This is a genomic window from Serratia sp. BNK-23, from assembly GCF_047456145.1.
GTDB lineage: Bacteria > Pseudomonadota > Gammaproteobacteria > Enterobacterales > Enterobacteriaceae > Serratia > Serratia nematodiphila.
The window spans coordinates 1,283,470-1,295,751 of sequence record NZ_CP179900.1 but is presented as its reverse complement, the minus strand read 5'-3'; the positions used below and the strand labels follow the sequence as shown (position 1 = coordinate 1,295,751).

At 59.7% G+C, this 12,282-nt stretch carries 12 protein-coding genes; 5 read left to right on the top strand and 7 right to left on the bottom strand.

Annotated elements, in window-relative coordinates; all coding sequences use genetic code 11:
- The first annotated feature begins 86 nt into the window (after positions 1 to 86).
- The 5 genes from cysZ to crr all read left to right on the top strand — a co-directional run bounded on the left by cysZ (position 87) and on the right by crr (position 4,989).
- A complete protein-coding gene (gene cysZ / locus ACMGF9_RS06085; protein ID WP_015378670.1) occupies positions 87 to 845 on the top strand; it encodes a sulfate transporter CysZ in 759 nt (252 codons plus the stop codon).
- Between the two features lie 185 nt (positions 846 to 1,030).
- Positions 1,031 to 1,999 carry a cysteine synthase A gene (gene cysK, locus ACMGF9_RS06080; protein ID WP_004936453.1) on the top strand — a complete coding sequence of 323 codons (969 nt, stop codon included), beginning with the start codon at positions 1,031 to 1,033 and terminating at the stop codon, positions 1,997 to 1,999.
- A 399-nt stretch (positions 2,000 to 2,398) separates the two neighbouring features.
- Entirely contained in the window at positions 2,399 to 2,656 is a 258-nt protein-coding gene (ptsH, locus tag ACMGF9_RS06075; protein WP_004936458.1) for a phosphocarrier protein Hpr, read from the top strand.
- 46 nt (positions 2,657 to 2,702) lie between these two features.
- Positions 2,703 to 4,430: a phosphoenolpyruvate-protein phosphotransferase PtsI gene (ptsI, locus tag ACMGF9_RS06070; RefSeq protein ID WP_118891809.1), complete on the top strand. Its 1,728-nt coding sequence runs from the start codon at positions 2,703 to 2,705 to the stop codon at positions 4,428 to 4,430.
- 49 nt (positions 4,431 to 4,479) lie between these two features.
- Positions 4,480 to 4,989: a PTS glucose transporter subunit IIA gene (gene crr / locus ACMGF9_RS06065; RefSeq protein ID WP_118891808.1), complete on the top strand. Its 510-nt coding sequence runs from the start codon at positions 4,480 to 4,482 to the stop codon at positions 4,987 to 4,989.
- Between the two features lie 83 nt (positions 4,990 to 5,072).
- On the opposite strand, the gene ACMGF9_RS06060 is transcribed toward crr, so the two are convergent.
- From ACMGF9_RS06060 to ACMGF9_RS06030, 7 genes are all read right to left on the bottom strand, one after another.
- Positions 5,073 to 6,395, bottom strand: coding sequence for an ATP-binding protein (locus tag ACMGF9_RS06060; RefSeq protein WP_160125677.1), 1,323 nt, complete (start codon positions 6,393 to 6,395; stop codon positions 5,073 to 5,075).
- 6 nt (positions 6,396 to 6,401) lie between these two features.
- Positions 6,402 to 7,082, bottom strand: a complete 681-nt coding sequence (locus ACMGF9_RS06055; protein ID WP_021505622.1) for a response regulator transcription factor — start codon at positions 7,080 to 7,082, stop codon at positions 6,402 to 6,404.
- Positions 7,083 to 7,338: 256 nt separating this feature from the next.
- Positions 7,339 to 8,220 (bottom strand): cysteine synthase CysM, encoded by an 882-nt coding sequence (cysM, locus tag ACMGF9_RS06050; protein ID WP_004936477.1) that lies wholly within the window; start codon positions 8,218 to 8,220, stop codon positions 7,339 to 7,341.
- An 82-nt stretch (positions 8,221 to 8,302) separates the two neighbouring features.
- Entirely contained in the window at positions 8,303 to 9,391 is a 1,089-nt protein-coding gene (gene cysA, locus ACMGF9_RS06045) for a sulfate/thiosulfate ABC transporter ATP-binding protein CysA (RefSeq protein ID WP_049243150.1), read from the bottom strand.
- Positions 9,381 to 10,256: a sulfate/thiosulfate ABC transporter permease CysW gene (gene cysW / locus ACMGF9_RS06040; RefSeq protein WP_015378675.1), complete on the bottom strand. Its 876-nt coding sequence runs from the start codon at positions 10,254 to 10,256 to the stop codon at positions 9,381 to 9,383. The genes cysA and cysW overlap by 11 nt, the downstream gene beginning before the upstream one ends.
- Positions 10,256 to 11,095: a sulfate/thiosulfate ABC transporter permease CysT gene (gene cysT / locus ACMGF9_RS06035; protein WP_004936486.1), complete on the bottom strand. Its 840-nt coding sequence runs from the start codon at positions 11,093 to 11,095 to the stop codon at positions 10,256 to 10,258. The genes cysW and cysT overlap by 1 nt, the downstream gene beginning before the upstream one ends.
- A complete protein-coding gene (locus tag ACMGF9_RS06030) occupies positions 11,096 to 12,118 on the bottom strand; it encodes a sulfate ABC transporter substrate-binding protein (protein ID WP_176326398.1) in 1,023 nt (340 codons plus the stop codon).
- Positions 12,119 to 12,282: the final 164 nt, after the last annotated feature.

Here is a 12,282-nt window from a genome sequence, read left to right as displayed (position 1 = left end):
GTTTTTCAGCCAACCCTACCCTAGCCAGTGGAAAATCATCCCTATATGATAATGATGCCTGTTCAGACAACGAGATAACTTAAGATATGTCCTATACGCAGCCCTCTCCCCGATCGACCAGCGGCATTCACTATTTCGCCGAAGGCTGGCGTCTGATTTCGCGCCCGGGGATTAAACGCTATGTGGTTCTGCCGTTGCTGGTCAACGTGCTGCTGATGGGTTCCGCTTTCTGGTGGCTGTTCAGCCGCCTCGGCGACTGGATCCCGGCGATGATGAGCCACGTTCCCGACTGGCTGCAATGGTTGAGCTACCTGCTGTGGCCGCTGGCGGTCATTTCGGTGCTGCTGGTGTTCAGCTATCTGTTCAGCACCCTCACCAATCTTATTGCCGCGCCGTTCTGCGGCCTGCTGGCCGAACAGCTCGAAGGCAGCCTGACCGGCAAACCGCTGCCGGACACCGGCCTGCTCGGCATCGCCAAAGATCTGCCGCGCATCATGGCGCGCGAATGGCGCAAGCTGATGTATTACCTGCCGCGCGCGCTGCTGCTGCTGGCGCTGTACTTCGTGCCCGGCATCGGTCAAACGGTGGCGCCGGTGCTGTGGTTCCTGTTCAGCGCCTGGATGCTGGCGATCCAGTATTGCGACTATCCGTTCGACAACCACAAGGTGAGCTTTGCCGACATGCGCCGCGCACTGCGCCAGCACAAAACCGACAACCTGCAGTTCGGCGCGCTGGTCAGCCTGTTCACCATGATCCCGATCCTCAACCTGGTGATCCTGCCGGTCGCCGTCTGCGGCGCCACCGCGATGTGGGTCGATCGCTACCGCTCGCAATTCGTCCGATAACCGCCGTTTTTTGCCGCCGATAGCGCGGAAATTTTCGACAGGGCGCGCATTTCGCGCCCTTATCATTGTGCTTAAAACTTATTTCCTAATAACATATAGATATACCAATTCTTTACTTCCCTGCCGGTACTGTTAGCGTATGCTTTCGATGTTCCCCACATTTTCATAGAGTTAAAGGACGGGCTATGAGCAAGATATATGAAGACAACTCATTAACAATCGGCCATACGCCGCTGGTTCGTCTGAACCGTATCGGCAACGGACGCATTCTGGCCAAGGTTGAATCACGCAACCCGAGCTTCAGCGTCAAATGCCGCATCGGTGCCAATATGATTTGGGATGCGGAACAACGCGGCGTGCTGACCGCCGGTAAAGAACTGGTGGAGCCGACCAGCGGCAACACCGGCATCGCGCTGGCCTTCGTCGCCGCCGCGCGCGGTTACAAGCTGACGCTGACCATGCCGGAAACCATGAGCATCGAGCGCCGCAAGCTGCTCAAGGCGCTGGGCGCCAACCTGGTGCTGACCGAAGGGGCGAAAGGCATGAAGGGCGCCATCGCCAAGGCGGAAGAGATCGTCGCCACCGATCCGAACCGTTACCTGATCCTGCAACAGTTCAGCAACCCGGCCAACCCGGCCATCCATGAAAAAACCACCGGCCCGGAAATCTGGGAAGACACCGACGGGGAAGTCGACGTGTTCATCTCCGGCGTCGGCACCGGCGGCACGCTGACCGGCGTTAGCCGCTACATCAAAAACACCAAAGGCAAAGCCATCACCACCGTGGCGGTAGAGCCGACCGACTCGCCGGTCATCAGCCAGGCGCTGGCCGGTGAAGAGCTGAAGCCGGGCCCGCACAAGATCCAGGGCATCGGCGCCGGCTTCATTCCGGGCAACCTCGATCTGGATCTGGTGGATCGCGTCGAGAAAGTCTCCAACGACGAAGCCATCAGCATGGCGCGCCGCCTGATGGACGAAGAAGGCATCCTGGCGGGCATCTCCTCCGGCGCAGCGGTCGCGGCGGCGGTGAAACTGGCCGAAGAACCGGCGTTCGCCGACAAGACTATCGTGGTCATCCTGCCCTCTTCCGGCGAACGTTATCTCAGCACCGCGCTGTTCGCCGATCTGTTCACCGAGCAGGAATTGCAGCAGTAATTCCGCCACTGCACAAATCGCTAAAAAAGCACCCTGTAGGGTGCTTTTTTGTGGACTGGATCAAACTTTATAGCAGTCCAAGATTGCTTTTGCCCGTCGCCTTTAGTATTTAACGGTGCATTATTTCGATGCGCAAAATTAATCACTCTCCGAGCCCGGTCGAGGCTGAATCGATTTACTCATCTGTCGCCGACGCGGCGAATCGGGCATAATGGGGAGCGGATTGGAACGACGTCTAAAGCCGAGTTTTTTGATCTGAAGTGCCTAACGCGTCGTTTTCTGTTGCATCAACGTTCGCCCCTGTCCATAGTCAGGCGCTATAACCAGACAAGTTAAAGTCAGTCCCCTGGGCTAAACTTTAACTCCACAACATTAATCCAATAAGTTGGGGAAACATCAATGTTCCAGCAAGAAGTTACTATTACCGCTCCGAATGGTCTGCATACTCGCCCTGCCGCTCAGTTCGTTAAAGAAGCCAAAGGCTTCACGTCTGACATCACCGTGACCTCCAACGGCAAAAGCGCCAGCGCTAAAAGCCTGTTCAAACTGCAAACTCTGGGGCTGACTCAAGGGACCGTAGTGACCATCTCCGCTGAAGGTGAAGACGAGCAGAAAGCCGTTGAGCACTTGGTAAAACTGATGGCAGAGCTTGAGTAATCGGCCCGTCTTTTTAGTTAACACCAGTCAAGAGTAAGGTAGGGTTATGATTTCAGGCATTTTAGTATCACCGGGCATCGCTTTTGGTAAGGCTCTCTTGCTGAAAGAAGACGACATCGTCATCAACCGGAAGAAAATCTCTGCTGATCAAGTAGAGCAGGAAGTCTCACGTTTTCTGGCCGGCCGCGCGAAAGCGTCCGAACAGCTGGAAGCGATCAAGACCAAAGCTGGCGAAACCTTCGGCGAAGAGAAGGAAGCTATCTTCGAAGGCCACATCATGTTGCTGGAAGACGAAGAGCTTGAGCAGGAAATCATAGCCCTAATCAAAGACGATCTGGCCTCCGCAGACGCCGCCGCCTACACCGTGATCGAAGGCCAGGCGAAAGCGCTGGAAGAGCTGGACGACGAATACCTGAAAGAACGCGCCGCCGACGTGCGCGACATCGGCAAGCGCCTGCTGCAGAACATCTTGGGCATGCCGATCGTCGATCTGGGCTCCATTCAGGACGAAGTGATCCTGGTGGCCACCGATCTGACCCCGTCCGAGACCGCGCAGCTGAACCTGGACAAAGTGCTGGGCTTCATCACCGACCTCGGCGGCCGTACCTCCCACACCTCCATCATGGCGCGCTCCCTGGAGCTGCCGGCGATCGTCGGTACCAGCGACGTGACCAAGCAGGTGAAAAACGACGACTACCTGATTCTGGACGCGGTTAACAACAAAATTTACGTTAACCCGACCGCTGACGTTATCGATCAGCTGAAAGTCGCCCAGAACCAATACATCACCGAGAAAAACGATCTGGCCAAGCTGAAGGACCTGCCGGCGATTACGCTGGACGGCCATCAGGTTGAAGTCTGCGCCAACATCGGCACCGTGCGCGACGTCGCAGGTGCAGAGCGCAACGGCGCGGAAGGCGTCGGCCTGTATCGTACCGAGTTCCTGTTCATGGACCGCGACTCGCTGCCGACCGAAGACGAGCAGTTCCAGGCTTATAAAGCCGTGGCGGAAGCCATGGGCTCGCAGGCGGTGATCGTCCGCACCATGGACATCGGCGGCGACAAAGACCTGCCGTACATGAACCTGCCGAAGGAAGAGAACCCGTTCCTCGGCTGGCGCGCCATCCGCATCGCGATGGACCGCCGTGAAATCCTGCACGCCCAGCTGCGCGCCATCCTGCGCGCCTCGGCGTTCGGCAAACTGCGCATCATGTTCCCGATGATCATCTCCGTGGAAGAAGTGCGCGATCTGAAAGGCGAAATCGAGACGCTGAAAGCGCAGCTGCGCGAAGAAGGCAAGGCGTTTGACGAGAGCATCGAAGTGGGCGTGATGGTGGAAACACCGGCTGCGGCGGTCATTGCTCATCACCTGGCGAAAGAAGTCGACTTCTTTAGTATTGGGACAAACGATCTAACCCAGTATACTCTGGCGGTAGATCGCGGCAACGAGCTGATTTCTCATCTCTATAACCCGATGTCCCCATCAGTGCTTGGCCTGATCAAACAGGTTATTGATGCATCTCACGCGGAAGGCAAGTGGACCGGCATGTGCGGCGAACTGGCTGGTGATGAGCGTGCTACACTGTTGTTATTGGGCATGGGGCTGGATGAGTTCAGCATGAGTGCGATTTCAATCCCGCGCATCAAGAAAATTATTCGTAACACGAATTTCGAAGATGTGAAGGCGTTGGCAGCGCAGGCCTTGGCACAGCCAACGGCACAAGACCTGATGAATTGCGTCAATAAATTCATCGAAGAAAAAACGCTCTGCTAAACTTCCACGACACTGGAACGCCGCCCAATTTAATGCTTAGGAGAAGATCATGGGTTTGTTCGATAAACTGAAATCTCTGGTTTCTGATGACAAGAAAGACATGGGCACTATCGAGATCGTCGCTCCCCTTTCTGGCGAAATCGTCAATATCGAAGATGTGCCGGACGTAGTGTTCGCTGAAAAAATCGTTGGCGACGGTATCGCCATCAAACCGGCCGGCAACAAAATGGTTGCTCCGGTTGACGGCACCATCGGTAAGATTTTCGAAACCAACCATGCATTCTCTATCGAATCCGACAGCGGCATTGAGCTGTTCGTCCACTTCGGCATCGATACCGTAGAACTGAAAGGCGAAGGCTTCAAACGCATCGCCGAAGAAGGCCAGCGCGTCAAGAAAGGCGACGTCGTTATCGAGTTCAACCTGCCTCTGCTGGAAGAGAAAGCCAAGTCGACCCTGACGCCGGTCGTTATCTCCAACATGGACGAGATCAAAGAGCTGATCAAACTGTCCGGCAGCGTAACCGTTGGCGAAACCCCGATCATCCGCATCAAGAAGTAATCGAAGTTATCGCGAATGAGCAGTAAAAAACGGCGCCCTTGGCGCCGTTTTTTATCCCTTCGGGGTATCCCCATCTCGCTGCGTCATGACGACCAGCGCGGCACGCGCAGAGTGATGATCAGCCCCTCTTTGTCGCCGTTGCGAGCCTCAACCTGGCCGCCGTGCGCCAGCACCACCTTGCGGGTAATCGCCAGCCCAAGGCCGTAGCCCTTGCCCGACAGCGCCGATTTCACGCGTACGAAAGGATCGAAGATGCTCGACAGCTTCGACTCCTCGACGCCCGGCCCCTGATCGCTGACGGCGATCTGAAACTGATTGTCGACGCGCGACAGCGCCACCGTCACCCGCTGGCCGTGGCTGGAGAAGCGCAACGCATTACGCACGACGTTATCCACCGCACGCCGCATCAGCTCCGCATTGCCCTTGACGGTGTACTCCACGTCCGATTCGGCCTGCAGCACGATATCCACGCCGGGCACCTGCGCCTCGTAGCGCGCATCGCTCACCACCGCGTCTACCAGGCCGTACAGATCGAAATACTCTTCGTCCGGCAGGCTGCTGTGTTCGGTACGCGACAGCGCCAGCAGCTCGCCGATCATTTTGTCCAACCGCCCCGACTCATGTTCGATGCGCTTCAGCGAGGTTTCGACGTTGCCGGCATTCTGCCGCGCCAGACCGATGGCCAACTGCAGGCGCGCCAACGGTGAACGCAGTTCGTGCGAGACATCGTGCAACAGCTGCTCGCGGGCGCTGACCAGCAGCTCCAGCCGCTCGGCCATGGTATCGAAATCGCGCGCCACGTCAGATAGTTCGTCATGACGCCGCCGCATATTCGGGTACAGCCGCACCGACAGATCGCCCTGCGCCACCCGATCCAGGCCGCCGCGCAGCTGGCGCATCGGCCGGGTCAGGTTCCAGGCCAGCACGGCGCTGAACAGCAAACCGCCCAGCCCGCCGACCCACAGCATCGGCGCAGGAATGTTGAAGAAGTGGGAACGCCGCTCCGGCCGATACTCTTCCCGCAGCCCGCGCACGTTATAACTCAGCCAGTAACCCTGCCCTTCTTCGGTCTGCACCCAGGCGGAAATCGCTTTCGGCATCCGTCGCCCTTCAAACACCGGTTCTTCCGGCTCAGGCGGCGGTTGGGTCATCGGCGTAACGGACAGCAGACGCCGATCGTCCTCCGGCCAGTCGCGCATCAGGGCTTCCAGCGCCGGCATGCCGCCACTGCGCAACTGGGTGGCGGCGGAGGTCAGCTGCAGGCCTATCGCCCGCCGCGCCATGGAATTCTCCGGCGGCACATAGCGGTCGCCATAAAGAGAAAACGCCACCCACAAGGCCTGCGTCATGATGAGAAAGGTCAGCCAAAAGCCGAGCAAAATTTTCCAGAACAGTCTTCCGCGCATGTCTGGTTACCGTATGCGATAGCCGATGCTGCGCACCGTCTCGATGCTCAGCTTACTGCCGGCCAGCGCGCTCAACTTCTGGCGGATATTGCTGATATGCACGTCCACGCTGCGATCATAGGCCTCGCGCGGGCGCCCCAGTCCTTTCTCGGACAGTTCGTCCTTCGACACCACGCGGTCCGGCGCGCGCAGCAACAGCTCCAGCAGATTGAATTCCGAAGCCGTCAGATCAAACGCCTTGCCCCGCCATTCGCTGCTGCGGGTAGAAGGGTTCAGCGTCAGCTCGCCGAAGCTGATGGCGGCCTCGTCCTCCGCCTCTTGTGGCCGCTCTTCGAAACGGCGCAGCACCGCGCGCAGACGCGCCACCAATTCGCGCGGGTAGCACGGTTTGGGCATGTAATCGTCGGCACCCATCTCCAGGCCAATCACCCGATCGATGTTGTCGCCTTTGGCGGTCAGCATGATGATCGGCAGCCGGCTCTTTTTACGCACGTCGCGCAGCACGTCGATGCCGCTCATATCCGGCAGCATGATGTCGAGGATCATCGCGGTATAGTCGCCCGACAGCGCGCCCTCTACCCCCGCCTTGCCGGTCAGCACCAGCGTGGCGTCAAAGCCTTCGCCCGTCAGGTATTCACTCAGCATGGTGCCAAGCTCCAGGTCATCGTCGACCAGTAAAATTTTCATGCCTTGCTCCTTCACCGATTTTCGTTATTTTCCCGCCAATTCCGCCGGCCCGCAGCCGGTTTTACTCAATCCTTACACATCGCTCTTGGCGTCTCGCCACCGTTAGTGTGGCCGCTGTCGCACGATTTCTCTACTTCAGTCAGGGGATTGGCGCGCGAGCAGGCGATAGCCGCCGCGTCGGCGGGCCGGACAGGCAGTCTGTAACAGGGAGGTGAGAAGGCGTTTCCCGGCGGGACGCGCCGCCGGGAAGGAACGGTCAGTCGAACACGCCGGTGGAGAGGTAACGGTCGCCGCGATCGCAGACGATCGCCACCACCACACTGCCGGGATTAGCCGCCGCGACGCGCAGGGCGCCGGCCACCGCACCGCCGGAGCTGACGCCGCAGAAAATGCCTTCACGCTGCGCCAGCTGGCGCATGGTCTGCTCGGCATCGCGCTGCTCGATATCCAACACCTGATCCACCAGCTCCGGGCGGAAAATACCCGGCAGGTAAGCGGGCGCCCAACGGCGAATGCCGGGGATGCTGCTGCCTTCCGCCGGCTGCAGGCCAATGATCTGCACCTGCGGATTCTGGCTCTTCAGGTAACCGCCCACGCCGGTAATGGTGCCGGTGGTGCCCATGCTGGAAACGAAGTGCGTGATACGCCCTTCGGTCTGGCGCCAGATCTCCGGGCCGGTGGTGGTGAAGTGGGCATAGGGATTGTCGAAATTGTTAAACTGATCCAGCACCTTGCCCTGCCCCTGGCGCTGCATCTCCAGCGCCAGATCGCGCGCCCCTTCCATCCCCTGCTCACGGCTGACCAGGATCAGTTCCGCACCGTAGGCGCGCATCGCCGCCTGCCGCTCCAGGCTCATGTTCTCCGGCATCAGCAGCTTCAGCGCATAGCCTTTCAATGCAGCGATCATCGCCAGTGCAATGCCGGTGTTGCCGCTGGTAGCCTCGATCAGCACGTCGCCGGGCTTGATCTCCCCGCGCAGCTCCGCCTGCTGGATCATCGCCAACGCGGCGCGATCCTTCACCGATCCCGCCGGGTTATTGCCTTCCAGTTTGACCCATACCTCGCTGCCCGCCTGGGCGGCCAGCCGTTGCAGTTGTACCAGCGGGGTATTACCGATGCATTGTTCGAGCGTTGTCACGATCTTTGCCTGTGTGTTGGTGTGCGTAAAGTAAAAAGGCAACCCCGGGGTTGCCTTAAAGAAAAGGACTGGCTAAAACCTATCAGGCGCTTTTGGCTAACGCAACAGGTTGCAGCAGTTGATCGCCGGCATACAGCCGCGCATTGAGGCTGCCGACGTAATAACGGCCGCCGCGCACCGGCGTGGCGTTGCCTTCCGGCAACACCACGCCGATCGGTTCCTGATGCCAGCCGATCGGCTGCACCGTCAGCTGCCAGAAATGGCCGCGCGGGCTGACTTCCAACACCTGAACCGGCAGTGGGCAGCGCTCGCTGCTCTCGGTCGCCACTTCCATTTCCCACGGGCGCAGGAACAGATCGACGCTGCCCTGGTGCATCGGCTGGAACGACAGCGGCCACTGGTGCGCGCCGACGAACAGCTGGGAGCCGCGAATTTCGCCGTTCAGACGGTTCACTTCCCCCATAAACTCCAGCACGAAGCGGCTGGCCGGCTCGCGCATAATCTCCTCCGGCGAGCCAACCTGTTCGATATTGCCCTGACTCATCACCACGATGCGGTCGGCCACTTCCATCGCCTCTTCCTGATCGTGGGTGACGAACACGCTGGTGAATTTCAGCTCTTCATGCAGCTGACGCAGCCAACGACGCAGCTCTTTGCGCACCTGCGCATCCAGCGCGCCGAACGGTTCATCCAGCAGCAGAATCTGCGGTTCCACCGCCAGGGCGCGCGCCAGCGCCACGCGCTGTTTCTGGCCACCGGACAGCTGCGACGGGTAGCGATTGGCTAAATGGCCAAGCTGCACCATGTCCAGCAACTGAGTGACTTTCTGTTTGATCGCCGCGGCATTCGGCCGCTCGCGGCGCGGCAGCACGGTCAGGCCGAAGGCGATATTGTCGAACACCGTCATGTGGCGGAACAGCGCATAGTGCTGAAATACGAAGCCCACGCGCCTGTCGCGCGCGTGCATGTGGCTGACGTCGGTGCCGTGGAAGCCCAGCTTGCCGCCGCTCTGGCTTTCCAGCCCGGCGATGATGCGCAGCAGCGTGGTCTTGCCGGAGCCGGACGGCCCGAGCAGCGCCACCATCTCGCCGGAAGCAATATCGAGCGAGATATCGTTCAATACCTTGGTGCGACCGAAGTACTTGTTGATGCCGTTAATCTCAATGCTCATGATTTTCCTCCCGCTCGAGACGCGCGTTTTGACGTTCCAGACGCCACTGCAGCGCGCTCTTCAAAAATAGGGTAACGATCGCCATCAGGGTCAACAGGGCGGCGGCGGTAAAGGCCCCGACGGTGTTGTAATCCTGCTGCAACAGCTCGACCTGCAGCGGCAGGCTGTAGGTTTCGCCGCGAATCGAACCGGACACCACCGACACCGCGCCGAACTCGCCGATGGCGCGCGCGTTGGTCAGCACCACGCCGTACAGCAGCGCCCAGCGAATGTTGGGCAGCGTCACGCGGCGGAACATCTGCCAACCGGACGCCCCCAGCAGAATGGCGGCCTCGTCTTCCTGGCTGCCCTGGCTGAGCATCATCGGCACCAGCTCGCGCACCACGAAAGGACAGGTGACGAAGATGGTCACCAGCACCATGCCCGGCCAGGAGAACATGATCTGGATGTTATGCGCATCCAGCCAGCCGCCCAGCAGGCCGTTGCTGCCGTAAAACAACAGATAAATCAGCCCCGCCACCACCGGTGAGACGGCGAACGGGATATCGATCAGCGTCAGCAGCAACTGGCGGCCGGGGAAGGTGAAACGCGTCACCAGCCACGCCAGCAACGTGCCGAACACCAGGTTGAACGGCACGGTGATCAGCGCGATCAAGACCGTCAGCCAAATGGCGTGCAGCATGTCCGGATCGAGCAAGTTGCTCCACATCGCGCCAACCCCTTTGGAGAAGGCCTCGGCGAAAATCGACATCATCGGCACCACCAGCAGCAGCACCGAAAACAGCGTACCGATGGCGATCAACGTCCACTTGCCCCAGTTGACGCGCGGGCGCTCGGCGCCGTTGAAGGCGGAAACATCAGCCATCAGTGCCCTCCTCCCAAACGTCTGCCGAAGCGGCTTTGCAAGACGTTAATGCTGAACAGCAGCAGCAGCGACGCCGCCAGGATCACCGAGGCGATGGCGCTGGCCGCCGGGTAATCGAACTCCTGCAAACGCACAAAAATCATCAGCGAGGTCACTTCCGTCTTCCAGGCGATGTTGCCGGCGATGAAAATCACCGCCCCGAACTCGCCCAGGCTGCGGGTAAAGGAAATGGCGGTGCCGGCCAGCAGCGCCGGCGCCACCTCAGGCAACACCACGCGGCGAAAACTCTGCCAGCGCGTGGCGCCCAGCGTCTCGGCCGCCTCTTCGTACTCCGGCCCTAACTCTTCCAGCACCGGCTGCACGGTACGCACCACAAACGGCAGGCTGGTGAACGCCATCGCCACCGCGATCCCAAGCCAGGTGAAGGTGACCTTGATGTCGAAGTGCGCCAGCCACTGCCCGTACCAGCCCGTGGTGGAAAACAGGCCGGCCAGCGTCAGGCCGGCTACCGCCGTCGGCAGCGCGAACGGCAGGTCGATCAGGCCATCCAGCAGCGAACGGCCGGGAAAGCGGTAGCGCGTCAGGATCCAGGCCATCAGCATGCCGAACACCGCGTTGAACAGGCTGGCGACGCCGGCGGCCAGCAGCGTCACTTTGTACGCCGCCACCACCTGCGGGTTGGAAATCACTTCCCAGTACTGCGCCAGGCTCATCTGCGCCAGCTGCATCACCAGCGCACTGAGCGGCAGCAGCAGGATCAAACAGGTATAAAACAGGCTGCTGCCGAGGCTGAGGCCAAATCCGGGCAGCACCCGTTTACTGGACGACAACGCCAACATTTACTTGCGCCCTGCCGCTAACAGCTGATCCAACTCGCCGCCGGTGGCGAAGTGAGTTTTCATCACCTGCGGCCAACCGCCGAACTGGTCTTCCACCCGGAACAGTTGGGTGTCCGGGAATTGCCCCTTCGCCGCCGCCATCGCTTTCTGGTCATAGACGCGGTAGTAGAAGCTGGTGATCACCTGCTGCGCCGCCGGGCTGTAGAGGTAGTTCAGATAGGCTTTGGCCGCCTGCTCGGTGCCGTTGCGCTCTACGTTTTTGTCGACCCAGGCCACCGGGAACTCCGCCAGAATATCGACCGGCGGCACGATCACTTCGTACTTGTCTTCACCGTATTGCTTGCGGATGTTGTTCACTTCGGACTCGAAGCTGATCAGCACGTCGCCCAAACCGCGCTCGACGAAGGTGGTGGTCGCGCCGCGACCGCCGGTATCGAACACCAGCACGTTTTTCAGGAAACGGGTCATAAAGGCGCGGGTCTTGGCCGGATCGTTGCCGTCAGCCTGGCTGGCGGCGCCCCAGGCGGCCAGATAGGTGTAGCGGCCGTTGCCGGAGGTTTTCGGGTTCGGGAACACCAGCTTCACGTCGTCGCGCACCAAATCGCTCCAGGTGTGGATGCCCTTTGGGTTGTCCTTGCGCACTAAAAACGCCATGGTGGAATAGAACGGCGAGCTGTTGTTGGGCAAGCGCGCCTGCCAGTCCGCCGGGATCAGCTGCCCGCGATCGTGCAGGATCTGCACGTCGGTCACCTGGTTGTACGTCACCACGTCGGCGCGCAAGCCCTGCAGGATAGCCAGCGCCTGCTTCGACGAGCCGGCGTGCGATTGTTTGATGGTCAGCTTGTCGTTCGGATGCTGTTGATTCCACTGCTGTTCAAAGCCGGGATTCAGCGCGACGAACAATTCACGGGAAACGTCATAAGAGCTGTTCAGCAATTCCGCCGCCGACGCGGCGCCGCTCGCCAACAGCGCAGCCGCCAGCCAACCTTTCAGCACGAGATTTTTAACCCGGTTTTGTTTCATTCTGCACCTTATCACTGAGTCATTCCTTCAGGCTTTCGCCTTATTGACGACCAGTGTATTTATAACTCGGTGCGGAGCTGTAACGCTTTTATATACCGTTTAGTGATTTACAAGCATCAAACGCTATAAGGCAGGAAATGCGAGGCGTTTTGGGAAGGGAAAAC

Bases quoted from the DNA above. Each gene is read 5' to 3' on its own strand.
- ACMGF9_RS06055 (WP_021505622.1), bottom strand. From the start codon at position 7,082: ATGAAAATTTTACTGGTCGACGATGACCTGGAGCTTGGCACCATGCTG.
- cysZ (WP_015378670.1), top strand. From the start codon at position 87: ATGTCCTATACGCAGCCCTCTCCCCGATCGACCAGCGGCATTCACTAT.
- ACMGF9_RS06060 (WP_160125677.1), bottom strand. From the start codon at position 6,395: ATGCGCGGAAGACTGTTCTGGAAAATTTTGCTCGGCTTTTGGCTGACC.
- cysA (WP_049243150.1), bottom strand. From the start codon at position 9,391: ATGAGCATTGAGATTAACGGCATCAACAAGTACTTCGGTCGCACCAAG.
- cysT (WP_004936486.1), bottom strand. From the start codon at position 11,095: ATGTTGGCGTTGTCGTCCAGTAAACGGGTGCTGCCCGGATTTGGCCTC.
- cysK (WP_004936453.1), top strand. From the start codon at position 1,031: ATGAGCAAGATATATGAAGACAACTCATTAACAATCGGCCATACGCCG.
- ptsI (WP_118891809.1), top strand. From the start codon at position 2,703: ATGATTTCAGGCATTTTAGTATCACCGGGCATCGCTTTTGGTAAGGCT.
- crr (WP_118891808.1), top strand. From the start codon at position 4,480: ATGGGTTTGTTCGATAAACTGAAATCTCTGGTTTCTGATGACAAGAAA.
- cysW (WP_015378675.1), bottom strand. From the start codon at position 10,256: ATGGCTGATGTTTCCGCCTTCAACGGCGCCGAGCGCCCGCGCGTCAAC.
- ptsH (WP_004936458.1), top strand. From the start codon at position 2,399: ATGTTCCAGCAAGAAGTTACTATTACCGCTCCGAATGGTCTGCATACT.
- ACMGF9_RS06030 (WP_176326398.1), bottom strand. From the start codon at position 12,118: ATGAAACAAAACCGGGTTAAAAATCTCGTGCTGAAAGGTTGGCTGGCG.